Raw genomic sequence first — 23,204 nt, forward strand, 5'->3', positions numbered from 1 at the left:
CCCCCCCACGCCCCCGGCTGGTCGGGCCGCCCTGTCCCGGGGACGGCCCGACCGTACGGCCTGGCGGACACGGTGCAGGCCTTGGAGGGCCTGGCGTCCCGCTGAGCACGGGGAGAACAGCGCCGATCAGTTGTCCGGCCGCCGGGCCTCGAACAGGCGGTACGACGCCCGGTTGCTCTCGTCCGGTGCGTCCAGGGCGGTGACGCCGCACACCTCCAGGCCGTGTCGGGTGAGCAGGGACTCCCACAGGTCCGGGGCGAGGACCCACATATGCAGCGTGAGGGTGCCGCCGCCCGCCAGGTGCAGGAGCTCGGGGCGGGGCGACAGTGTCGAACTGGGGCCGTGACCGTCGGAGTTGGTGTGCAACACCGTGAAGTACAGACGGCCGCCGGGGGTCAATGAACCGGCCAGGGCCGGGAAAAGGCGGTGCGGGTCGAAGAAGTGGACCGCGCTGACGGAGTAGATCACGTCGTACGGCTCCGCCTGGCCCAGGTGATCGACGGCGTCCGCGTGGAACAGGCGCAGACCCGGCACGTCGGGGTGGTGGACGCGGGCCCGTTCGATCTGGCTGGGTGAGGCGTCAACGCCGTCGACCCGTGCGCCGTAGGTGCGGGCCAGATGCGCGGCGTGCCGCCCCGTACCGCAGCCCAGGTCGAGGACCCGTAGACCCTCCAGGTCGCCGAGGACCTCGTCGCCCGGTCCGTCCAGGCCGGGGCCCCAGGTGATCCGGTCCAGGTCGGGCGAGGGCGTACCGCGCTTCACATGGTGCTGCCCGTAGGTTTCCCACGCGGAACGCGTCTGCTGTTCGATGTGCGTCACGGCTGCTCCTGTCCCGAGGGCGCCCCTGTTGGGGGCGGATCGTGCAGGTCGGTGAGTGTGTGGTGACCGCCCGCCGGGTTCAACGAGCCGAAACACGTGTTGAACACACGGGTTTCGGTCGTATCGGTAGCCGTGGGATGAAGCGTGCGCCGGATGTGCCCCGCTCGGATCCATGAGGGTTCGCGGTGCCGGACGTGGTGTCGCATCCAGGTGGGGGACCGTCGGCTCTCCCGCCGGGAACAGGGGATTTCGTACCGCCGGGGCTCGTGCTGATGAGAGCTCTGCCGGATCCGTGAGAGGGAAAAGCCGCACCGGAGTACGTCGGTGCGGCTTCTCCGTGAGAGCGGTGCCGGCCTACTCCGGGGGCGTAGGCGTCTCGGAGGTGCGGTACATCGCCTGGACGTCCAGCTCCAGTTGCACGGTCGGACCGACGACCGCGATGCCGCGGGCCAGCATCGAGCGCCAGTTGAGCGTGAAGTCCTCGCGGTGCAGCTCCGTCTTCGCCAGGGCCGCGCAGCGCAGCTCCTGTTCGTAACCGCCGTTCACCGTGCCGAGGTACGTCGTGTCCAGCCCCACGGAGCGGCTGGTTCCGTGCATGGTGAGCGTGCCGTTCAACGTCCACTTGGATCCGCCCTGGTAGACGAACCGGGTGCTGGTGAAGTCGATGTAAGGGTAGTGATCGACGTCGAGGAAGTCGGCGGAACGCAGGTGGTTGTCACGGGTCCTGTTGCCCGTGGTGATGCTGGCGGCATCGATGCGCACCGACACCTGGGAGTCGCGCATGTCCGGCGCGATGCGAATTCCGCCCGTGAAGCGGGTGAAGCGTCCGTGGACGTGGGCCATGCCCACGTGCTTGGCGATGAAGCGGATCGCGGTGTGCGGCGGATCGAACAGCCAGGTGCCGGGTGGCGGCAGTTCCAGCTGGCGTGCGGGCAGCAGCACGACGCGCGCCGGGGGAAGGGCGGTGTCAGCGGCTATGTCGACGTCGCTGCGGGCCGGGGTGAGGCCCTCACCCGTGACCATCACACTGTAGGAACCGGGCGGGAGCGCCGCCATGAACAGGCCGTACGGATCGGTGGTGCCGTGGGCGGCGACCCGGTGGCTGTCCAGGGCGGTCACCGTGACCTCGGCACCGCCCAGGGGCTGTCCCATGGGATCGACGACCTCGCAGCCGTACGCGCCGGCGCCGGCCGGCAGGGTCAGCGGCACGCCCGATGCGGCCGTGGGACCGCTGCGGGAACGTCGGCGCCGGAGCAGTCCGAGGGCCATACGATTCACCTTTCCTCCTGCGTGTCACCGCGACGGGACGCGCACCGACGGATGCGTTCATGGTCACCGGACACCGTCAGGGAGCAGTTGCAAGCGTGATGAAGTCAATTATTGAACGATCATAGAGCAGGTCGAGGGGAGCGGTCCGTCATCGGGGTGGCGTACGAAACGGCTCGTTCACGTGCCGCTATTGAGGTGAACCCCCGTCATTCCGGCCGTCGACGGGGTGTGTCGCTTCGCCGACCGTGATGCTTTGCGGCGGTGCTGTGGTGAACGCCACGCGGCAGCGTGAAGAATTCACACGTGGTCTGCGGTCCCGTCACGCGGCCCACACAGCGCGCGAGCCCCGCCGCCGCGCCTGACGCGTGCGTCGTCCTCCTTCGCCCTCAGGGGCGGCCCGTCCCGGTCCAGCGCTAGCCCGGCCGAGTCACTCCGGACCACCCGGTCGCGGCGGTGGCCGTGCGAGCCGTGGCCGCGAACCGCACGATGGGCCGTGCTGCCGGCCGGCCGCCCGAGCCGGAACCGGTCGGATGCGAAGGAGGCGCCCGCCATGGGTGAGCTGTACATCGACGGCGAGTGGACCACCGCCGCCGGCGGAGGGCGGCGGGAGGTGGTCAATCCGTACGACGCCTCCGTCATCACCACCGTCGACGAGGCCGACGCCTCCGACGTGGACCGGGCCGTGCGGGCCGCCCGCCGTGCCTTCGACGAGGAGGACTGGGCGAACGCCCCCACGCGGCGCCGTGCCGACCTGCTGATGCGGGTGCGCGACCTGCTGCTGCGGGACATCGACGAGATCGCCCGCACCGAGACCCTCGACACCGGCAAGACGCTGGCCGAGGGCCGTTTCGACGTCGAGGACGTGGCCAACGCCTTCCGCTACTTCGCCGAGCTGGCCGGCAAGGACGGCGGACGCGTCGTGGACGTCGGGCCTGACGTGCTCAGCCGCGTCGTTCATCAGCCCGTCGGGGTGTGCGCGCTCATCGCCCCCTGGAACTATCCGCTGCTGCAAGCCTCGTGGAAGGTGGCGCCCGCGCTGGCGGCCGGCAACACCATCGTCCTCAAGCCCAGCGAGATCACCCCGCTCACCACCATCGCGCTGTTCCGGCTGATCGAGGAGGCCGGCGCCCCGCGTGGCGTCGCCAACCTCGTCCTCGGTTCCGGGGCGACGGTCGGCGCGGCCATGACCTCCCACCCCGAGGTCGACCTGGTGTCCTTCACCGGCGGCCTGGCCACCGGGCGCGCCATCATGGCCGCCGCGGCCGAGGGGCCGAAGAACATCGCCCTGGAACTCGGCGGCAAGAACCCCAACATCGTTTTCGCGGACGTCGACTTCGAGGCCGCCGTCGACTACGCGCTCGACGCCGCCTTCCTGCACGCGGGCCAGGTCTGCTCCGCCGGGTCACGCCTGCTGGTGGAGGACTCGCTGCACGACCGGTTCGTCGAGGCCTTCGCCGAACGCGCCCGCCGGATCCGGCTGGGCAACGGCCTGGAGGAGGGCACCGAGAGCGGGCCGCTCAGCTCCGCCGAGCACCGGGAGAAGGTCGAGCGCTACATCGCCCTCGGCAAGGAGGAGGGCGCCCGGCTCGTCACCGGCGGCACCCGCCCCGACGACCCCGCCCTGAGCCGCGGCTACTTCCTGCTGCCCACGATCTTCGCCGACTGCGACCGCTCCATGCGCATCGTGCAGGAGGAGGTCTTCGGGCCGGTCGTCACCGTCGAACGGTTCCGCACCGAGGACGAGGCCGTGGAACTCGCCAACGACACCCGTTACGGACTGGCCGGCGGCGTCTGGACCTCCGAGGCCAGTCGCGCCCAGCGGGTCGCGCAGCGGCTGCGGCACGGCACCGTCTGGATCAACGACTTCCACCCGTATGTGCCGCAGGCCGAGTGGGGCGGCTTCGGACGCTCCGGCGTCGGGCGCGAGCTCGGGCCCACGGGCCTGCGCGAGTACCAGGAGGCCAAGCACATCTACCAGAACCTCACCCCGGGACCCTCCGGCTGGTTCAAGGGCGGGAGCGGTGGCGACTGAGCCGCGACACACCGGCTCGCCCCTCCACCCCACGGTTCCGAAGAAAGGCAGCCCATGGCCTCCACCACCCCTCACGGCGCGGAGTCGGCCTACGACTACGTCATCGTCGGCGGCGGCACCGCCGGCTGTGTGCTCGCCGCCCGCCTGAGCGAGGACCCCGACTGCCGCGTCTGCGTCATCGAGGGCGGACCCAGCGACGTGGGCGACGACCGCATCCTGCGCCTGCGCAACTGGATCAACCTGCTCGGCTCGGAGTTCGACTACGGCTACACGACCGTCGAACAGCCGCGCGGCAACTCCCACATCCTGCACTCGCGGGCCCGCGTCCTCGGCGGCTGCTCCTCCCACAACACCCTGATCAGCTTCCTGCCGCTGCCGCAGGACCTCGACGACTGGGTGGCCGCCGGCTGCACCGGCTGGGACCCGGGCACGATCCTGCCGTACCGCGACCGGCTGCAGACCACCATCGTGCCGGTGGCGGAGGCCGACCGTAACCCCATCGCCAAGGACTTCGTCACCGCCGCCGCCCGCGCCACCGGCGTCCCCGTCATCGACGACTTCAACGCCGAACCCTTCGCCGACGGCACCGGCTTCTTCTCCCTCGCCTACGAGCCGGAGGGCAACAAGCGTTCCTCCGCCTCCGTCGCGTATCTGCACCCCGTCCTCGACCGCCCCAACCTCACGCTCAAGCTGGAGACCTGGGCGCATCGGCTGCTCACCGACGAGGCGGGACGGCTCACCCGGGTCGCGGTGCGCGGCGCGGACGGCGAGCCCGCCGCCGTCCGCGCGACCCGTGAACTGCTGCTGTGCGCCGGGGCGATCGACACCCCGCGGCTGCTGATGCTGTCCGGCATCGGACCGGCCGACGACCTGCGCCGCCTCGGCATCGACGTGAAGATCGACCTGCCCGGCGTGGGCGAGAACCTGCTGGACCACCCCGAGTCGGTGATCGTCTGGGAAACCCGCGGCCCGCTGCCGCCCAACTCCGCGATGGACTCCGACGCCGGCCTCTTCCTGCGCATGGACAAGAACCAGCCGCGGCCCGACCTGATGTTCCACTTCTACCAGGTGCCGTTCACCGTCAACACCGAACGGCTCGGCTACCCGGTCCCCGAGCACGGGGTGTGCATGACGCCGAACGTGCCCCGCGCCCGCTCCACCGGCCGCATGTGGCTGCGCAGTGCGGACCCGTCCGAGCATCCCGCCCTGGACTTCCGCTACTTCACCGACCCCGAGGGCCACGACGAGCGCACCATCGTGGAAGGACTCAAGCTGGCCCGCGAGGTCGCGGCGACGGATCCGCTGAAGGAGTGGCTGGTCCGCGAGGTCGCGCCCGGCCCGGACGTCACCTCCGACGCCGGCCTGTCGGAGTACGGCCGCCGCGCCGCCCACACCGTCTACCACCCGGCGGGCACCTGCCGGATGGGCGCCGCCGGCGACCCGATGGCCGTGTGCGACCCGGAGATGCGGCTACGCGGCGCCGAAGGCGTGCGTGTCGTCGACGCCTCGGTGTTCCCGACGATGCCCACCATCAACCCCATGGTGACGGTGCTGCTCGCCGCCGAACGCGCCGCCGACCTCATCACCGGGCGCCCCGGCCCGGCCGGCGGGGCGGCGGCGCGGTGACCGGTCCGCGGCCCGCCGCGACACATGAGAACTCCGGCGGCTGCGGTGTCGTGGTCACGACGGGCCTGTGGGGTATGTGCGCCTCGGTGACCGGACGTCATCCGGGCGCCCGCGCCGCGGACCGGACATCCGGTGCGGCGGCCGGCAGCCGAGGCCGAGAAGGAGTGCGACGTGTCGACCGTTGGTGAGAAGGGCCCCGGAACGCCGGAGGAACTGCCACCCGAGGACGGGCCGACCGGCCCGGTGCGGATCAAGCCCGTCGTCTTCTTCGGCGCGGCGGTCCTCGTCCTCGCGATCTCCCTCTGGGCGATCATCACCCCGTCGGGCGCCGAGGACGCGATCGGGGTCGTCGTCGGCAAGATCTCCAGCTGGTTCGGCTGGTACTACTTCCTCGCGGCCACCCTGTACCTGCTGTTCGTCGTCTTCATCGCCGCGTCCAAGTACGGCACCATCAAGCTGGGTCCCAAGCATTCCAAGCCCGACTACGGCCTGTTCACCTGGGGTTCGATGCTGTTCGCGGCGGGCATCGGCATCGACCTGATGTTCTTCTCGGTGTCGGGCCCGGTCAGCCACTACCTCGCGCCGCCCGAGGGCGACCCGAAGACCCTGGAGGCCGCCCGGCAGGCGGTCGTCTGGACGCTGTTCCACTACGGCATCACCGGCTGGGGCATGTACGCGCTGATGGGCATGGCGCTCGGCTACTTCTCCTTCCGGTACCGGCTGCCGCTCGCCATCCGCTCCGCGCTGTACCCGATCATCGGGCGCCGCATCCACGGCCGGATCGGCGACACCGTCGACCTCGCCGCCATCATCGGCACCGTCTTCGGCATCGGCGTGACCCTCGGCATCGGCGTGGTGCAGCTCAACTACGGCCTCAAGGCGCTCTTCGACATCCCCGAGGGGCTGACCGCGCAGATCGCGCTCATCGTCGTCGCGGTGGGCATGGCCACCGTCTCCGCGGTGTCCGGCGTCGACAAGGGCATCCGCCGGCTGTCGCAGCTCAACATCCTGCTCGCCGCGCTGCTGATGTTCTACATCCTCGTCGTCGGCGAGCCCTTCAGGCTGCTCAACGCCATCGTCCAGAACGTCGGCGACTACGTCAGCGGCTTCCCGTCGATGACCCTGAACACCTTCGCCTACGACCAGCCCACCGAGTGGCTCGACGCGTGGACGCTGTTCTTCTGGGCGTGGTGGGTGGCCTGGGCGCCGTTCGTCGGGCTGTTCCTGGCGCGCATCTCCCGCGGCCGCACCCTGCGCGAGTTCGTCGCGGCGACGCTGGTCATCCCGTTCCTCTTCACCGGGCTCTTCCTGGCGATCTTCGGCAACAGCGCCCTGTTCCTGGTGCGCGACGGCAACACCGAGTTCGGCGAGACCGCCATGAACGTCCCCGAACAGGGCTTCTACACCCTGCTCGAACAGTTCCCCGGCTTCATGTTCAGCGCCGGACTCGCCACCTTCGTCGGTCTGCTGCTGTACGTCACCTCCGCCGACTCCGGCGCCCTGGTGATGGGCAACCTCAGCGCCGACCTGCCCACCCCGATGACCGACGCGCCGACGTACCTGCGCATCTTCTGGGCGCTGGCGACCGGTCTGCTCACCCTCGCCATGCTCATCGTCGGCGGTGTGCAGGCGCTCACCAACGCCACCATCATCATGGGCCTGCCGTTCTCCTTCGTGATGTTCCTGATCATGGCGGGTCTCTATCTCGCCCTGAGAACCGAGCGGATGAAGGTCGAGGCGCGTGTCACCACGCTGCCCGGCTCGCTCTCCGGACGCACGCTGCAGCACGGCCTTCCCGGCGCGCCGAACTGGCGGCACCGGCTGGCGCGCGCCATGTCGTTCCCCGGCCCGCGTGCCGCGGCACGGTTCGTGGACCACGTCGCCCGGCCCGCCTTCCAGGAAGTCACCTACGAGCTGCGGCAGCAGGGAGCCGAGGCGGAGATGCTGGAGGGGACCGTCGAGGAGAACGGTCTCACCCACGTCGGACTGCGCGTGCCGGTCGGCGAGGGCGACGTGTTCCTCTACGAGGTGTGGCCCGTCGAGCGCCCCACCCCCGCGTTCGCCACCCGGTCGGTCGAGGAGCGCGACACCTACGTACGGTTCGAGGTCCGTCTCGCCGAGGGCAACCAGGACTACGACGTGATGGGCTACACCCAGGAGCAGCTCATCGCCGACGCCCTCGACCAGTACGAGCGGTACATGGAGTTCCTGCGGGTGCGCCACGAGGCGTCCACCAGGTCCAACCTTCCCGACCACCGCCCGGACGCACCGGACGCGCACCTGCCGTCGGAGTGAGCGGCGGGCGGGGCGGTTCGCTTCGGCTCCCTGTCCCGCCCGGACGTTCCGTACCGCCGCCTCAGCCGGTGACGGGCGGCAGCTCGGCCTGCGGGGTGAGGCGGGCGAGGTCCGGGTCGCCGAACTCGTCGCGCAGGGCCCGGAAGGCGGTCACCTTCTGCTCGCCGAAGCGGCGGACGTGGTGGGCGTAGGCGTCGGGGGAGAGGAACCGGCCGGGGTGCGACTTCGAGTGGAACTTGTCCGCGTACATCACCAGCCGTTCCTCCGCCGTCTCCGCCAGATAGTCGGCGGGCGGGACGGGGAGGTTCTGGCTCACGACGTCCTGCCGGGTCAGTCCGACGCCGGTGTGGTGGGAGCAGAAACGGCACAGGGTGGCGGGGAAGCCCTCGCTCTCCAGGAGCTCCTGGCCGAGCAGTCCGTGCCGGATGTAGTTCTCGTGATCCAGCCGTCCTGCGTCGTCGTAGAGGCGGTAGACGCCGATGTCGTGCAGGAGGCAGCCGGCCCGGACCAGTTCGGCGTCGAGGTGAGCGAGGCGCGGTGCTGCCAGCAGCTGTTCGGCGACGCTCCAGACGAGCTCACAGTGGCGGTGCACGGAGGTGAACGCCTCGGCCGTCGGCGCGTGCTTCTCGTGCAGCGCGCGGATCTCTTCTGGTCCCGGAATCCTCACCCGGGGAGCGTAACAACGGGACAGGTGAGGGCGGGCGGGGAGTTCCCGAGTCGGCGGAAGAGGTCCTGAGAATGCGGAAGAGTTCCCGCCACCGCCCCTCTTCACGCGATCCGGTGATAACGCCCGAAGCGGGCACGTGGCGGTCGTGCGGACCGTTCGACGGGGTGACGGGGGCGGTCGTCGCCCCCGCGAGGCACCGACGACGGGGGAGACACCATGAGCCTGCAGTTCCTGCGGAACGCCGACGGCACGGTCACCGGGCACAACGAGACCAACGGCTTCACCGTGACACACGCCGACGAGGAGGAGGTGAAACGGCAGTTGTACGAGGACGCGGGCTGGGCGTACACGCCCCCGCCGTCCCCGGTCCCGCCGGGACATCACCGCTTCCTGCTGGTGCACGAGGAGGACGGGACCTGCGGCTTCGACGACGAGCGGTACGCGGCGCTTCGGGCGAGGCCGCCCGAGGGGTGCGTGCCGGCCGACCACGGGCACTTCGCCCTGGAGTGCGAGCGTCGGGGAAAGACACTGCTGGACGCCGTCGCCTGCACGGTCGCGGAGGTGCGGCGCGAGCACGGGGTGGTGATGAACGGCCTGGGGGTGGCCGGGAGACCGGGGGAGTGGCCCGGCACGGACACCGACGCCTGTGCCGACGCCGACGGGCGGGACGGTGACGCGGCCGGGAGGGTGGCGCACCTGGTGCTGACGGCCGCGTACCGGTCGAGACGGCTCGGGTACGGGCGGAAGGAACTGGTGCGGCTGCTGGACGCCACGGGGATCGAGTAGCCGGGTGCCGGCAGCAGAAGGGGGTGCGACTCGAACTGTCGGCGCGCGGACGTCAGCTCGTCACCAGTTCCCGCCGCGCCCTGCGCCCCGCCGCGGCCGGGGCCGCCTGCGTCGCCCGGTGCGTGCGGTGCAGCCACAGCACGTCACGGCCGAACGACCACACCAGCAGGCCGAGGGCCAGCGCCACGACGCCGAAGTTCACCACGTGAGGAAGGAACGCGGAGGCCGTCACCAGCAGCAGTACGCCCTGGAGGGCCGCGACCGTCTTGCGGGCCGTGCTCGGCGGGAGCGGCGCGGTCAGCCACGGCCACACCCGGGCGGCAGCGACGAACACGTAGCGCATAACCCCGATCAGCAGCACCCAGGGGCCCATCACCATCGACACGTACACGCTGAGCACCAGGATCAGGAAGGCGTCGACCTCCATGTCGAAGCGGGCGCCCAGCGGGGTGGAGGTGCCGGTCCTGCGGGCGACCTTGCCGTCGACGCCGTCCAGGATCAGGGCCACGGCCGTCAGGCCGACGAAGAGGGAGACAGGAGGTGAGTCCTGGAACGAGTCCGCGACCAGCGCGGTCACCCCGCCGACCAGGGTGGCCCGGCCGAGGGTGACCCGGTTCGCCGGACCGAAGGTGCGCGACCCCGCCCGGTGCAGGGCCCGGGACAGCACCGCCCAGGTGGCGATCGCGAACACGAGGCCCGTGACCCAGCCCGCGGGGCCCATGCCGATCGCGGTACCGATCAGGGCCAGCAGCAGGATCTGCAGGCCCGCCCCCACAGCGGTCTCCTGCTGGACGAGCCTCGCGTCGTACGTGTTGTTCAGGGCCACCGAACACCCTCCGGCCGTGTGACAGAGTCGATCAACGCCGCTACCTTGTGCGCGGCCTGTGCACCACTCGGTACGCGCGCAGGATCCCGATCGTTCAGGAGGACCTCGATGAACCACGCCGCACGTGCGTTCTGGCTCGACTCGCCTGGCCGGGGGGAGATCCGTGAGGTGGACCTGCCGGAGCCGGGCCCGGACGACGTCGTGGTGCGCGCCCTCTACTCGGGAGTCAGCCGTGGCACGGAGACGCTCGTGTTCCGCGGAGGGGTGCCGGAGAGTCAGCACACCGCGATGCGGGCGCCGTTCCAGGAAGGCGACTTCCCGGGGCCGGTGAAGTACGGCTACCTGAGCGTCGGCGTGGTGGAGGAGGGGCCCGCGTCGCTCACCGGACGGACGGTGTTCTGCCTGTACCCGCACCAGACGCGGTACGTGGTGCCGGCGGCGGCCGTGACGCCGGTGCCCGAGTCGGTGCCGGCCGGGCGGGCGGTGCTCGCCGGCACCGTGGAGACCGCCGTCAACGCCCTCTGGGACGCGGCGCCCCTGGTCGGCGACCGGATCGCCGTGGTCGGCGGCGGGATGGTCGGCTGCTCGGTGGCCGCGCTGCTCGCCCGCTTCCCCGGCGTGCGCGTGCAGCTCGTGGACGCCGACCCGGCGCGGGCCGCAACCGCCGAGGCCCTGGGTGTGGGCTTCGCCCTGCCCGCGGACGCCGACGGGGAGTGCGACCTGGTGGTGCACGCCAGCGCCACCGAACAGGGACTCGCCCGCGCGCTGGAGCTGCTGCGGCCCGAGGGCACGGTCGTCGAGCTCAGCTGGTACGGCGACCGGACGGTGGGGGTGCCGCTGGGCGAGGCGTTCCACTCCCGCCGGCTCACCATCCGCGGCAGCCAGGTCGGCACCGTCTCCCCGGCCCGCGCGCACCGTGGTTACGGGGACCGTCTCGCCCTCGCCCTCGACCTGCTCGCCGACCCCGCCCTCGACGCCCTCGTCACCGGCGAGTCGCCCTTCGAGGAACTGCCCGACGTCATGCCCCGCCTCGCCTCCGGCGACCTCCCCGCCCTGTGCCACCGGGTGCGCTACGACGACCCCGGAGCGGGCACACACGCCTGACCTGAGAAAAGACACGACAGACGCTGAACACGGGAAGGAAGCCAGCCGTACTACTCGACATCCCCGCCTCCCAGACCGGCGGGGAACAGACGCGCCGCACCTGGAGGGTCGTCCGTTGTTCAGCATCACCGTCCGCGATCACATCATGATCGCCCACAGCTTCCGCGGCGAGGTCTTCGGACCGGCCCAGCGCCTGCACGGGGCCACGTTCCTCGTGGACGCCACCTTCCGGCGCGAACAGCTGGACGAGGACAACATCGTCGTCGACATCGGCCTGGCCACGCAGGAACTCGGGGCCGTCGTGGGAGAGCTGAACTACCGCAACCTCGACAACGAGCCCGACTTCGCCGGGGTGAACACGTCCACCGAGTACCTGGCCAAGGTGATCGCCGACCGGCTCGCCGAGCGCATCCACAAGGGCGCGCTCGGGGAGGGAGCCAAGGGCATCGCGCGGATCGCCGTCACCCTGCACGAGTCGCACATCGCCTGGGCGAGTTACGAGCGTGCGCTGTGACCGACACGACGATCGACATGACCGCCAGGACGGCAGGCCGCGGAGGCGGCCGCCTGGACTACGTGCCCGTACAGGCGTCCTTCCGGAGGAACGGCGGAATCATCCCCATGTCCCTGCGCTCCGTGCACTTCGTGATGCCGGGCGGGGTCGACGACCGGTCCGCCCCGAGCGGCGGCAACGCCTACGACCGGCGTGTGTGCCTGGACCTGCCCGGCTTCGGCTGGCAGGCGCACCGGCACCCGGTCGCCGGTGACTGGCCCCGCCCCGACGCGGCCGCCCGCGACGAACTCGCCCGCACCCTGCGGGAACTGCCCGACGGCGCGGTCGTCCTGCTCGACGGGCTGGTCGCCTGCGGGGTGCCCGAGATCATCGTGCCCGAGGCGGAGGAGGGGCGCCTGCACATGGCGGTGCTCGTCCATCTGCCGCTCGGCGACGAGACCGGCCTGGACGCGACCGTCGCAGCCGAACTGGACGCCCGCGAGCGCGCGGTGCTGAGGGCCGTGCCCGCCGTCGTCGCCACCAGCGAGTGGGCGGTGCGCCGGCTCGTCGCCCACCACGGACTCGCCCCCGAGCGGGTCCATGCCGCCGCCCCCGGCGCCGACATCGCGCCCCTCGCCCCGGGCACCGACGGCGTCTCGCACCTGGTGTGCGTCGCCGCGGTCACCCCGCGCAAGGGCCAGCACCGGCTGGTGGAGGCGCTGGCGGCGGTGACCGACCTGCCGTGGACCTGTTCCCTGGTCGGCGGCCTCGGACACGACCCCGAGTACGTCGCCCACCTCCGCCGCCTCGTTAGCGAACACGGCCTGGAGGACCGGCTGGAACTGACCGGCCCCAAGTCCGGCGCCGAACTCGACGCCGCCTACGCCGCCGCCGACCTGATGGTCCTCACGTCGTACGCCGAGACCTACGGCATGGCCGTCACCGAGGCCCTGGCCCGCGGCATCCCGGTGCTGGCGACCGACGTCGGCGGACTGCCCGAGGCCGTCGGCCGCGCCCCCGACGGCGGGGTGCCCGGCATCCTCGTGCCGCCGGAGAACCCGGCCGCGATCGCCGCCGAACTGCGCGGCTGGTTCGGCGAGGCCGACGTACGGCGGCGGCTGAAGGCGGCCGCCCGCGGCCGGCGGGCCGCGCTCGGCGGCTGGGCGGGCACCGCACAGAGCCTCGCGGGAGTCCTGCGCCGGCTCCCCACCGCGTCCGGGAGGGCGGCATGACACGACCGACCACCACTCGACCCGCCGCCGCGATCCCGGCCCAGCCCGGCCCTCGGGACGTCACCGACGCGGCGCCAGCGACACCAGGGGGCGACATGGCAGCCACCGGTTCCACGGACGGCGCGTCGGTCATCCCCGGCGCCGGACCGTCCGGACCCCGCCCCGGCGAGCGGGCCACCGTGCGGCTGCGGGACACCGGCGAGGAGGAGCCGCCCCGCTACGCGCCCGAGTGGCTCCAGCTGCGCGAACCGGCCGACGCCGCCGCCCGCTCCTACGACCTGCTGGACCCGCTGCGGATCCGGCTCGCCAACCTGCCCGGACGGGCCGGCGGCGGTCTCGTCGTGCACGACATCGGCTGCGGCACCGGCTCCATGGGCCGCTGGCTGGCGCCCCGTCTGGACGGCACCCAGCACTGGGTGCTGCACGACCGCGACCCCTATCTGCTGCACTTCGCCGCCGTCGCCTCCCCGCGCTCCGCGGCCGACGGCAGTCATGTCACCGTCGAGACCCGGCGCGGTGACGTCGCCCGGCTCACCCCGGACGCGCTGGCCGGCGCCTCCCTGGTGACGGCGTCCGCCCTGCTCGACGTCCTCACCCGCGAGGAGGTCGGCGTGCTGGCCGCCGCCTGCGCGGGAGCCGGCTGCCCCGCGCTGCTCACCCTGTCGGTGGCCGGGCGCGTCGAGCTGACGGAGCCGCACCCGCTGGACGCGGAGATCACCGAGGCGTTCAACGCCCACCAGCGCCGCGGGGGACTCCTCGGCCCGGACGCGGTCACGGCCGCCGCCGAGGCGTTCACCGAGCACGGCGCGACCGTACGGCTCAACCCCAGCCCGTGGCGGCTCGGCCCGGAGAAGGGCGCGCTCACCGAGCAGTGGCTGCGCGGCTGGGTCGGCGCGGCGGTGGAGGAGCGGCCGGAGCTGGCGGAGCGCGCCGGCGCCTATCTGGCCGAGCGTCTCGAAGCCTGCGCGGCGGGGACGCTCCGGGTGATCGTGCACCACACCGACCTGCTCGCCCTGTGCCACCCGGTGGACGGCGGCGCATGAGCAGGCACACGGGGGAGACGGCCGAGGCGGAGGCGCCCTCGGCGGGACCGGCGGCCGGGGGCGGCGTCCGCCGTCTGCTCGGGCGGCTCGGCGGTCCCGCCGTGCGCACCCGCCTCGGCACGCTCGCCGGTGTGGTCATCCTCGCCGTGCTGTTCTGGCGGCTCGGCACCGGCGCCTTCGTGGACGGGGTACGGCGCATCGACGCGCCCACGCTGGCCGCCGCCCTCGGCATCGGGCTGGTGACCACCGTGTTCAGCGCCTGGCGCTGGGCACTGGTGGCGCGCGGCATCGGCATACTGCTGCCCTTCGGCGCGGCCGTGGCGGACTACTACCGCGCCCTGTTCCTCAACGCGGCACTGCCCGGTGGTGTCCTGGGCGACGTGCACCGGGCCGTGCGGCACGGGCGGGACGCCGGCGACCTCGGGCGGGGGGTACGGGCGGTGGTGCTGGAGCGGACCGCCGGGCAGCTCGCGCTGTTCGCCGCCGGGGGAGTGGTTCTGCTGACCATGCCCTCCCCCGTCCGTGACCAGATCAGGCAGGCCGCCCCGGCGGCCACGTTGGGGGTGGTGGGCGCCTGCGCAGTGGTGCTGGCCCTGCGGATGAACCGGGCGCCGTCCGGGGGGAAGCCCCGCGAGGTGCGCGGGATGCTCGGCGAGGCGCGGCAGGCGCTGTTCTCGCGGTCCACCGCGCCGGGCGTCCTCGTGTCGTCCGTGGTCGTGCTCGCCGGGTACGTGGCCATGTTCGTCCTCGCCGCGGACGTCGCCGGGGCCGGGGCGTCGGTGGCGGAGCTGCTGCCGCTCGCGCTGCTGGCGCTGCTGGCGATGAGCCTGCCGCTGAACGTGGGCGGCTGGGGACCGCGGGAGGGCGTCGCCGCGTGGGCGTTCGGGGCGGCGGGGCTCGGTGCGGGACGGGGGCTGACGGTCGCCGTGGTGTACGGGGTGTTCAGCCTGGCGGCCAGCCTGCCGGGAGCGGTGGTGCTGGTGGCCCGGTGGTACGCCGCCACCCGTGACCGCCGTACGGCGGACCCCGCGGGGCCGGTACCGGCGTCATGGGGCTTCCGCCCGCCCGCCCCGCGCGCACCGGCCCCGGTCGTCCGGATTCCCGCTCAGCTGTCGGAGGTCAGAAGCGAGAAATACGCGCCGAAGGAATCCGCGAGGCTCGCGAGAAGTTCCTTGCCCTTTTCCGCGGTGCCCAGCGAAGGCCGGCCGATGACGCCGGAATCCGTATAGGCGGACATTCCGGTGGTGAGCAGATGACGCCGGTCGTCCGAAACGTGGTCGGACGTCTCGTAACCGGGACGGAGAACCTCGGGAGAGGTGTGCAGAAGAATGGACGTCTCGATTTCGCCCGCGTGCATGTCCGTCAGCAGCGACGTGACGACCCCGGCGCGCGCCCGCGCCGCCTCCCAGTCCTCCGGGGCCGGGAAGAGCGCCATCCGCTCATCGCGCGCGGAGGCCTCCTGGACGACGTTGCCCAGCACGTAGTTGCCGCCGTGCCCGTTGACCAGCACCAGCGTGTCGATGCCCGAGCGGCGCAGCGAGTCGGCGATGTCCCGCACCACCGCGTGCAGGGTCACGGCGGAGATGGACACCGTGCCCGGCCAGGCCGCGTGCTCGTGCGAGCAGGAGATGGTCACCGGAGGAAGGAGGTGCACGGGGTAGGAGTCGGCGACCGCCCGTGCGATCGCGCAGGCGACCAGGGTGTCCGTCGCCAACGGCAGGAAGGGACCGTGCTGTTCATGACTTCCGACCGGAAGTACCGCGATCTGACGTGAGACGCCGGCTCCCCGCGTCCGTACATCCTCTGTAGTATCCGCCGGCAACAGACCGTGCACCGGGCCGTATGCCGCCGACCGCTCGTGTGAACCACCCATATCCGTCACGGCCTTTCGTCTCTGCTTAGGAACTCGAGAATCATGACAGAAAAAATAGGCGTACTCGGCAAGCAGCCTCAGCGGCGGACCGGTGTGGAACGCGTCGTGAATGCGCCGCTGCCCACGGTGTACGGGAAGTTCCAGGCGATCGGTTACCTGGACCACGACCGCGGTGACGAACAAGTGGCTCTGGTCCACGGCGACCTGGGCGCGGACCGGGTGCTGACCCGGCTGCACTCGGAGTGCCTCACCGGTGACGCCTTCGGCTCCCAGCACTGCGAGTGCGGCGACCAGCTGGCCGCGGCGCTGCGCGCGGTCGTCGCCGAAGGGGCGGGCGTCGTCGTCTACTTGAGGGGGCACGAGGGCCGCGGCATCGGACTGCTCGCCAAGCTGCGCGCGATGGCGTTGCAGGCGGAGGGTCTGGACACCGTGGAGGCGAACCTGGCGCTCGGACTGCCGGTCGACGCCCGCGACTACGCCGTCGCCGCCGGGATGCTGAAGGACCTGGGTGTGCGGTCGGTGCGGCTGATGTCCAACAACCCGCGCAAGCGTGAGGCGCTCGAGCGGCACGGCGTGGAGGTCGACGAGCAGGTGCCGCTGCTGATCGAGCCGTGCGAGAGCAACATCACCTACCTGCGCACCAAGCGGGAGCGGCTCGACCACCACCTCCCGCACCTGGACGCGGTGGGGCACCTGTCCTGACGCCCCGCCGGCCGGCGGAACCGTCGCCGGACGGAGGTCAGTCGGCGAGTGCCTCGTGCACCAGCCGTTTGAGGTCGCGGTAGACGGTGTGGGAGGACCTGGGCCGCACCTGCGTGTAGAACTGCACGGTCAGGTCGCGGCCGGGGTCGACCCAGAAGGTGGTGGTGGCCACCCCGCTCCAGCCGTAGGCGCCGAGGCCGGACGGCTCCCTCGTGCGTGACGGGTCGACGACCACGGAGACGCCGAGGCCGAACCCGACGCCCTCGTTGCCGGGGGCGTCGTGCGGGGGGACGCCGACGGTGCGCAGATCGGCGCCGCCGGGGAGGTGGTTGCGGGTCATCAGATCGACCGTCTCCGGGCGGAGCAGCCGTGTGCCGTCCAGTTCGCCGTGCCGGCGCAGCAGTTCCATGAAGCGGTGCATGTCGTGGGCGGAGGCGACCATGCCGCCGCTGCCGGACAGGAAGCGGGGGCGGCCCCGCAGCGGCAGCCCGTCGATCGGCTCGATGCCCCCGTCGTCCGTCTCGCCGTACAGCTCCGCCAGCCGCTCCGCCTGCGCGTCGGTCACCTCGAACCCGGCGTCCTCCATGCCGAGCGGCCGGAACACACGCTCGGCCAGGTAGGTGTCGAGGGGGCGCCCTGAGACGACCTCGATGATCCGGCCGAGCACGTTCGTGGCGACCGAGTAGTTCCACCGCGTGCCCGGGTCGAACTGGAGCGGCAGGCTCGCGTACACGTCCGTCGTCCCGGCGAGGTCCGTGCCCGGCGCCACCGACGAGTCCAGTCCGGCCGCGCGGTACAGCGCGTCGACCGGATGGGCGTGGTAGAAGGCGAACGTCAGCCCGGCGGTGTGCGTCATCAGATGCCGTACCAGCAGCGGGCCGGCCGCCGGGCGGGTCCGCACCTGGTCGCCCGAGCCGTCCACGTGGACACGCGGCTCCGCGAACGCCGGGAGGTGGCGGCCCACCTCGTCGTCCAGCGACAGCAGCCCGTCCTCCACCAGCATCAGCGCGCCCACGGTGGTCACCGGCTTGGTCATGGAGTAGATACGCCACAGGGTGTCGCTCTCCACGGGCAGCCCGGCCGCCAGGTCCCGCGCCCCGTACGCCGTCAGGTGCGCGACGCGCCCCGCGCGGGCGACGGCGACCAGGAACCCGGGCATCTCCCCGTCGTCGACCCGGCGGGCCAGCTCCCGGTCGAGCCGTTCCAGCGCGTCCGGGTCCAGTCCCGCCTCGCCGGGATCGGCCTCCTGCCGCAGCACCGCCATCGCACACCTCCGGGGAACGCCGGCCCGGTGCGGGCCGTTGATCGAAGCATGACCCAGGACGCAGAACAGAACGCACTGCTCGCCCTGCTCTCCGAGGGGCACGGCGGAGTGCTCGTCACGATCAAACGCGACGGACGGCCCCAGCTGTCCAACGTCATGCACGCCTATTACCCCGACGAGCGGGTCATCCGCGTCTCCCTCACCGACGACCGGGCGAAGACCCGCAACCTGCGGCGCGACACCCGGGCGTCCTACCACGTGACCACCCCGGACCGCTGGGCCTACACGGTGGCCGAGGGCACCGCCGAGCTGACGCCGGTCGCCGGGCAGCCGTACGACGAGACGGTGGAGGAGCTGATCCGGCTCTACCGGGACATCAACGGCGAGCACCCGGACTGGGAGGAGTACCGGGCGGCGATGGTCCGCGACCGCCGGCTGGTGCTGCGGCTGCACGTCGAGCGGGCGTACGGCATCCCGCGCCGGGGCGCCGGGGTCTGACGGAGCACCCCGGCGCGCCCGGCCCGCGGTCAGGCGCCCACGTACTGCGCGAGGTGCTCGCCGGTCAGGGTGGAGCGGGCGGCGACCAGCTCGGCCGGGGTGCCCTCGAAGACGATCCGCCCGCCGTCGTGGCCGGCGCCGGGGCCCAGGTCGATGATCCAGTCGGCGTGCGCCATGACGGCCTGGTGGTGCTCGATGACGATCACCGACTTGCCGGAGTCGACCAGCCGGTCCAGCAGCCCGAGCAGCTGCTCGACGTCGGCGAGGTGCAGACCGGTGGTCGGCTCGTCCAGCACGTACACGCCGCCCTTGTCGCCCATGTGGGTGGCGAGCTTCAGCCGCTGCCGTTCACCGCCGGACAGGGTGGTGAGCGGCTGGCCGAGGGTGAGGTAGCCGAGCCCGACGTCCGCCATCCGCTGCACGATCTTGTGGGCGGCCGGCAGCCGCGCCTCGCCCTCCCGGAAGAACTCCTCCGCATCGGTCACCGACATCCCGAGCACCTCGCTGATGTCGCGTCCGCCGAAGCGGTACTCCAGCACCGACCCGTCGAACCGCTTGCCGCCGCAGTCCTCGCAGGTGGTGGAGACGCCGGCCATCATCCCCAGGTCGGTGAAGACGACCCCGGCGCCGTTGCAGGTGGGGCAGGCTCCCTCGGAGTTGGCGCTGAACAGCGCGGGCTTGACGCCGTTGGCCTTGGCGAACGCCTTGCGGATCGGCTCCAGCAGGCCTGTGTAGGTCGCCGGGTTGCTGCGCCGTGAGCCGCGGATCGGGGTCTGGTCGACCGCGATCACGTCCTGGTCGGCGGGGATCGAACCGTGCAGCAGGGAACTCTTGCCCGAGCCGGCCACGCCGGTGACGACGGTGAGCACGCCGAGCGGGATGTCGACGTCGACGTCTCGCAGGTTGTTCGCCGTGGCGCCGCGGATCTCCAGGGCGCCGGTGGGCTTGCGGACGGTGTCCTTGACCGAGGCGCGGTCGTCGAGGTGGCGGCCGGTGATCGTGCCGCTGGCCCGCAGCCCTTCGACGGTGCCCTCGAAGCAGACCGTGCCGCCCTCGGTGCCGGCGCCGGGCCCCAGGTCGACGACATGGTCGGCGATCGCGATGGCCTCCGGCTTGTGCTCGACCACGAGCACCGTGTTGCCCTTGTCGCGCAGCCGCAGCAGCAGGTCGTTCATCCGCTGGATGTCGTGCGGGTGCAGCCCGATGGTGGGTTCGTCGAAGACGTACGTGACGTCGGTGAGCGAGGAGCCGAGGTGGCGGATCATCTTGACCCGCTGCGCCTCGCCCCCGGACAGGGTGCCGGACGGCCGGTCCAGCGAGAGATAGCCGAGGCCGATCTCCACGAACGAGTCGAGGGTGTGCTGCAGCGCGGTGAGCAGCGGCGCCACGGACGGCTCGTCCACGCCGCGCACCCACTCGGCGAGGTCCCTGATCTCCATGGCGCAGGCGTCGGCGATGCTGATGCCCTTGATCTTCGAGGAGCGGGCGCCCTCGGTGAGCCGGGTGCCGTCGCACTCGGGGCAGGTGGTGAAGGTGACCGCCCGGTCCACGAAGGCCCGGATGTGCGGCTGCATCGACTCCCGGTCCTTGCTGAGCATCGACTTCTGCAGCTTCGGGATCAGCCCCTCGTAGGTGAGGTTGGCGCCGCCGACCTTCACCTTGGTGGGCTCGCGGTACAGGAAGTCGTGGCGTTCCTTCTTGGTGTACTCGCGGATCGGCTTGTCCGGGTCGAAGAAGCCCGACTCGGCGATGACCCGCACCACCCAGCCTCCGCCGGTGTAGGTGGGGATGGTGAACGGGTCCTCGTTGAGCGACTTGGAGTCGTCGTAGAGCTGGGTGAGGTCGATGTCGGTGACGGTGCCGCGCCCCTCGCAGCGGACGCACATGCCGCCGGTGCGGGAGAAGGAGACCTTCTCGGTCTTGGTCTTGTCGGCGCCGCGCTCGACGGTGAAGCCGCCGCTCGCCGACACCGAGGCCACGTTGAAGGAGAACGCGCCGGGCGGGCCGAAGTAGGGCTTGCCCAGGCGGCTGAAGAGGATGCGCAGCATCGCGTTGGCATCGGTGGCGGTGCCGACCGTGGAGCGCGGGTCGGAGCCCATCCGCTGCTGGTCGACGGTGATCGCCGTGGTCAGCCCTTCCAGCACGTCGACCTCGGGACGGGCCAGCGTCGGCATGAACCCCTGCAGGAAGGCGCTGTACGTCTCGTTGATCAGGCGCTGCGACTCGGCGGCGATGGTGTCGAAGACCAGCGAGCTCTTGCCCGAGCCGGACACACCGGTGAACACGGTCAGGCGGCGTTTGGGCAGTTCGACGCTGACGTCCTTGAGGTTGTTCTCGCGCGCCCCGTGCACGCGGATCAGGTCGTGGTTGTCGGCGACGTGTCCGCCCGGCCGCTGCGGGTCCGTGCTCGTGACCATGGTCGTGGTTCTCCATCCGTCGGGCGGGCCCGCCATCGCGGTCCCCGCCGGCGTTCCCCGGTTCGGTCCGGCCGGCGGCAGGGTGCGTCCGGCCGGCCCGTGGCGGCGCGCCCACGGCCGCGTCCCGGCCGGCCCGTACGGCGTCCCCCGCCCCGGGCGTCGCGCGCCACCGACAGCCTAGGCGGACGGCGCCCGCCGGTGCTTCTCCATTCCTGATCGGCCGCTGACGCGGCGCCGTCACGCGTCCGGAACGGGCGAGGCGCGCCCCGCCGGGCGGCGGGACGCGCCGAAGCCGATGGACTGCGGGACGCGCCGAATCTGACGGACGTCGGCAACGTCACGCGGGCGCAGGCCCGACCGAGGGCGGTCAGCTCTGGGCGGGTGCGCTCGACCTTGCGCGGGGGCGGTCGCCCTTGCGTGGGTGCGGTCAGTCCCGCATGGACGGGGTCGGCTTGCGTGGGTGCGGTCGGCCCTGCGCGAGGGGCGGTCAGCCCTGCGCGGGTGCGCTCGGTCTTGCGCGGGGGCGCTCAGTCCCGCATGGACGGGGTCGGCTTGCGTGGGTGCGGTCGGCCCTGCGCGAGGGGCAGTCAGCCCTGCGTGGGCGTGGTCGCCCTTGCGCGAGGGGCGCTCAGTCCCGCACGGATGCGGTCAGCCTTGCGTGGGCGCGGTCAGTCCGGCACGGATGCGGTCAGCCTTGTGTGGGCGCGGTCAGTCCGGCACGGATGCGGTCGGTCCCGCGCGGATGCGCTCAGTCCCGCGCGCGTCCCGTCCCGTGCGCGGGCATGGGCGGTCGTGTGTTCCACTCCGCGATCACCGGCGAGCCGTGCTCCAGGGACAGTCGGCTCAGGGTGCCCGTCTCCAGCCGGAAGAGACGTCCGTGGGACGGGGGCAGGCCCAGGCGGCGCGCGGTGAGGACCCGCAGCAGATGACCGTGCGCGACCAGCATCACGTCCCCCCGCTCCAGCGCCCCCGCGACCCGGGCCAGCACCCGGTCGGCGCGGGCGCCCACCTGCTCCGGGGACTCGCCGGGGAACTCCTCGCCGGGCGGCACCCCGTCGGTCCACAGGTCCCAGCCCGGACGGGTGGTGCGGACGTCGGCGGTGGTCACGCCCTCGTACGCGCCGTAGTCCCATTCGCGCAGGTCCGGCTCCGGCTCCGCGCCGGTGAGGCCCGCCAGCTCGGCGGTGCGGCGGGCGCGGGCCAGCGGGCTGGTGAGGACCAGGGCGAAGGCACGGTCGGCCAGCAGCGGGGCCAGGGACCTGGCCTGGGCCTCGCCGGCCGGTGTCAGCGGCAGGTCGGTGCCGCCGGTGTGGCGGCCCGACCTGCTCCACTCCGTCTCCCCGTGCCGCGCGAGCAGCAGATCCCCCATGAGGCGCTACGCCTTCTTCCTCTCGACGGCGTGGCCGCCGAACTGGTTGCGCAGCGCCGCGACCATCTTCATCTGCGGCGAGTCCTCCTGCCGGGAGGTGAACCGGGCGAACAGCGACGCGGTGATCGCGGGCAGCGGCACGGCGTTGTCGATGGCCGCCTCCACCGTCCAGCGGCCCTCGCCCGAGTCCTCGGCGTACCCGCGCAGCTGCCGGAGGTGCTCGTCGTCGTCGAGGGCGTTGACCGCGAGGTCGAGCAGCCAGGAGCGGATGACGGTGCCGTCCTGCCAGGAGCGGAACACCTCCCGCACGTTGTCCACCGAGTCGACCTTCTCCAGCAGCTCCCAGCCCTCGGCGTAGGCCTGCATCATGGCGTACTCGATGCCGTTGTGGACCATCTTCGCGAAGTGCCCGGCACCGACCTTGCCCGCGTGGACGTACCCGTACGGACCGTCCGGCTTGAGGGCGTCGAAGATCGGCTTGAGCCGCTCCACGTACTCCGTCTCGCCGCCGACCATGAGGGCGTAGCCGTGCTCCAGGCCCCAGACGCCGCCGGAGACACCGGCGTCGACGAAGCCGATGCCCCGGGCCGCCAGCTCCTTGGCGTGCTTCTCGTCGTCGGTCCAGCGGGAGTTGCCGCCGTCCACCACGATGTCGTCGTGTTTGAGGAGGCTCGCCAGCTGGTCGACGACCTGCTGGGTGGCGGCGCCCGCGGGGACCATCACCCACACCGCGCGCGGCCCGTCGAGCTGGTCGACCAGGTCGGACAGGTGGGGCACGTCGGACACCGCGGGATTGGTGTCGAAGCCGATGACGGTGTGGCCTGCGCGGCGCAGCCGCTCGCGCATGTTGCCGCCCATCTTGCCGAGACCAACAAGACCGATCTGCATG

The 23,204-nt window shown here is 72.2% G+C and carries 19 protein-coding genes and 1 pseudogene; 11 read left to right on the forward strand and 9 right to left on the reverse strand.

Annotated elements, in window-relative coordinates; genetic code table 11:
- Nucleotides 1-126: 126 nt before the first annotated feature.
- Complete coding sequence (locus ACP7TJ_RS28380) at nt 127-819, reverse strand: class I SAM-dependent methyltransferase (RefSeq protein WP_093767529.1); 693 nt, start codon at nt 817-819, stop codon at nt 127-129.
- A 354-nt stretch (nt 820-1,173) separates the two neighbouring features.
- Nucleotides 1,174-2,088 (reverse strand): YceI family protein, encoded by a 915-nt coding sequence (locus ACP7TJ_RS28385; protein WP_427766360.1) that lies wholly within the window; start codon nt 2,086-2,088, stop codon nt 1,174-1,176.
- 550 nt (nt 2,089-2,638) lie between these two features.
- On the opposite strand from ACP7TJ_RS28385, the gene ACP7TJ_RS28390 reads away from it, so the two are divergent.
- The 3 genes from ACP7TJ_RS28390 to betT all read left to right on the forward strand — a co-directional run bounded on the left by ACP7TJ_RS28390 (nt 2,639) and on the right by betT (nt 8,041).
- Nucleotides 2,639-4,120, forward strand: coding sequence for an aldehyde dehydrogenase family protein (locus tag ACP7TJ_RS28390; protein WP_427766363.1), 1,482 nt, complete (start codon nt 2,639-2,641; stop codon nt 4,118-4,120).
- A 54-nt stretch (nt 4,121-4,174) separates the two neighbouring features.
- Nucleotides 4,175-5,746 carry a GMC family oxidoreductase gene (locus ACP7TJ_RS28395; protein WP_367559686.1) on the forward strand — a complete coding sequence of 524 codons (1,572 nt, stop codon included), beginning with the start codon at nt 4,175-4,177 and terminating at the stop codon, nt 5,744-5,746.
- A gap of 171 nt (nt 5,747-5,917) precedes the next feature.
- A complete protein-coding gene (betT, locus tag ACP7TJ_RS28400; protein ID WP_093767541.1) occupies nt 5,918-8,041 on the forward strand; it encodes a choline BCCT transporter BetT in 2,124 nt (707 codons plus the stop codon).
- Nucleotides 8,042-8,102: 61 nt separating this feature from the next.
- Here betT and ACP7TJ_RS28405 read toward each other — a convergent pair whose 3' ends face one another.
- Nucleotides 8,103-8,708 carry an HD domain-containing protein gene (locus ACP7TJ_RS28405; protein WP_427766367.1) on the reverse strand — a complete coding sequence of 202 codons (606 nt, stop codon included), beginning with the start codon at nt 8,706-8,708 and terminating at the stop codon, nt 8,103-8,105.
- Between the two features lie 216 nt (nt 8,709-8,924).
- Here ACP7TJ_RS28405 and ACP7TJ_RS28410 point away from each other — a divergent pair, with 216 nt between their 5' ends.
- On the forward strand, nt 8,925-9,494 hold the full coding sequence (locus ACP7TJ_RS28410; RefSeq protein WP_367542510.1) for a hypothetical protein: 570 nt from the start codon (nt 8,925-8,927) through the stop codon (nt 9,492-9,494).
- Nucleotides 9,495-9,546: 52 nt separating this feature from the next.
- Here ACP7TJ_RS28410 and ACP7TJ_RS28415 read toward each other — a convergent pair whose 3' ends face one another.
- Nucleotides 9,547-10,320, reverse strand: a complete 774-nt coding sequence (locus ACP7TJ_RS28415; RefSeq protein ID WP_427766370.1) for a CDP-alcohol phosphatidyltransferase family protein — start codon at nt 10,318-10,320, stop codon at nt 9,547-9,549.
- A 108-nt stretch (nt 10,321-10,428) separates the two neighbouring features.
- On the opposite strand from ACP7TJ_RS28415, the gene ACP7TJ_RS28420 reads away from it, so the two are divergent.
- The 5 genes from ACP7TJ_RS28420 to ACP7TJ_RS28440 all read left to right on the forward strand — a co-directional run bounded on the left by ACP7TJ_RS28420 (nt 10,429) and on the right by ACP7TJ_RS28440 (nt 15,421).
- The gene (locus ACP7TJ_RS28420) at nt 10,429-11,424 is read left to right on the forward strand and encodes a zinc-dependent alcohol dehydrogenase (protein ID WP_093767522.1); all 996 of its coding nucleotides are present in this window, start codon (nt 10,429-10,431) and stop codon (nt 11,422-11,424) included.
- A 115-nt stretch (nt 11,425-11,539) separates the two neighbouring features.
- Nucleotides 11,540-11,938: a 6-pyruvoyl trahydropterin synthase family protein gene (locus tag ACP7TJ_RS28425; protein WP_093767521.1), complete on the forward strand. Its 399-nt coding sequence runs from the start codon at nt 11,540-11,542 to the stop codon at nt 11,936-11,938.
- A gap of 17 nt (nt 11,939-11,955) precedes the next feature.
- Nucleotides 11,956-13,149 carry a glycosyltransferase family 4 protein gene (locus tag ACP7TJ_RS28430; RefSeq protein ID WP_376724526.1) on the forward strand — a complete coding sequence of 398 codons (1,194 nt, stop codon included), beginning with the start codon at nt 11,956-11,958 and terminating at the stop codon, nt 13,147-13,149.
- Between the two features lie 95 nt (nt 13,150-13,244).
- Nucleotides 13,245-14,192 carry a class I SAM-dependent methyltransferase gene (locus ACP7TJ_RS28435; protein WP_266551642.1) on the forward strand — a complete coding sequence of 316 codons (948 nt, stop codon included), beginning with the start codon at nt 13,245-13,247 and terminating at the stop codon, nt 14,190-14,192.
- Entirely contained in the window at nt 14,189-15,421 is a 1,233-nt protein-coding gene (locus ACP7TJ_RS28440) for a lysylphosphatidylglycerol synthase transmembrane domain-containing protein (protein ID WP_266402600.1), read from the forward strand. The genes ACP7TJ_RS28435 and ACP7TJ_RS28440 overlap by 4 nt, the downstream gene beginning before the upstream one ends.
- Here ACP7TJ_RS28440 and ACP7TJ_RS28445 read toward each other — a convergent pair.
- Nucleotides 15,304-16,065: pseudogene (locus ACP7TJ_RS28445) on the reverse strand (creatininase family protein); the annotation flags it as partial. The gene ACP7TJ_RS28440 and the pseudogene ACP7TJ_RS28445 sit on opposite strands and share 118 nt — an antisense overlap.
- 42 nt (nt 16,066-16,107) lie before the next feature.
- Here ACP7TJ_RS28445 and ribA point away from each other — a divergent pair.
- A complete protein-coding gene (ribA, locus tag ACP7TJ_RS28450; RefSeq protein ID WP_093767517.1) occupies nt 16,108-16,767 on the forward strand; it encodes a GTP cyclohydrolase II in 660 nt (219 codons plus the stop codon).
- 37 nt (nt 16,768-16,804) lie between these two features.
- Here the strand turns inward: ribA and ACP7TJ_RS28455 are convergent, their stop codons facing one another.
- On the reverse strand, nt 16,805-18,031 hold the full coding sequence (locus ACP7TJ_RS28455) for a serine hydrolase domain-containing protein (protein WP_427766376.1): 1,227 nt from the start codon (nt 18,029-18,031) through the stop codon (nt 16,805-16,807).
- Between the two features lie 48 nt (nt 18,032-18,079).
- On the opposite strand from ACP7TJ_RS28455, the gene ACP7TJ_RS28460 reads away from it, so the two are divergent.
- Nucleotides 18,080-18,529 (forward strand): PPOX class F420-dependent oxidoreductase, encoded by a 450-nt coding sequence (locus tag ACP7TJ_RS28460; RefSeq protein WP_367452859.1) that lies wholly within the window; start codon nt 18,080-18,082, stop codon nt 18,527-18,529.
- 29 nt (nt 18,530-18,558) lie between these two features.
- Here the strand turns inward: ACP7TJ_RS28460 and ACP7TJ_RS28465 are convergent, their stop codons facing one another.
- The 3 genes from ACP7TJ_RS28465 to gnd all read right to left on the reverse strand — a co-directional run bounded on the left by ACP7TJ_RS28465 (nt 18,559) and on the right by gnd (nt 23,203).
- Entirely contained in the window at nt 18,559-20,946 is a 2,388-nt protein-coding gene (locus tag ACP7TJ_RS28465) for an ATP-binding cassette domain-containing protein (protein WP_427766378.1), read from the reverse strand.
- A 748-nt stretch (nt 20,947-21,694) separates the two neighbouring features.
- Nucleotides 21,695-22,315, reverse strand: coding sequence for a histidine phosphatase family protein (locus tag ACP7TJ_RS28470; protein ID WP_266550661.1), 621 nt, complete (start codon nt 22,313-22,315; stop codon nt 21,695-21,697).
- Between the two features lie 6 nt (nt 22,316-22,321).
- A complete protein-coding gene (gene gnd, locus ACP7TJ_RS28475) occupies nt 22,322-23,203 on the reverse strand; it encodes a phosphogluconate dehydrogenase (NAD(+)-dependent, decarboxylating) (protein ID WP_367462873.1) in 882 nt (293 codons plus the stop codon).
- Nucleotide 23,204 lies beyond the last annotated feature (1 nt).

The sequence above is a fragment of the Streptomyces sp. DSM 41931 genome, from assembly GCF_050271085.1.
GTDB lineage: Bacteria > Actinomycetota > Actinomycetes > Streptomycetales > Streptomycetaceae > Streptomyces > Streptomyces albogriseolus.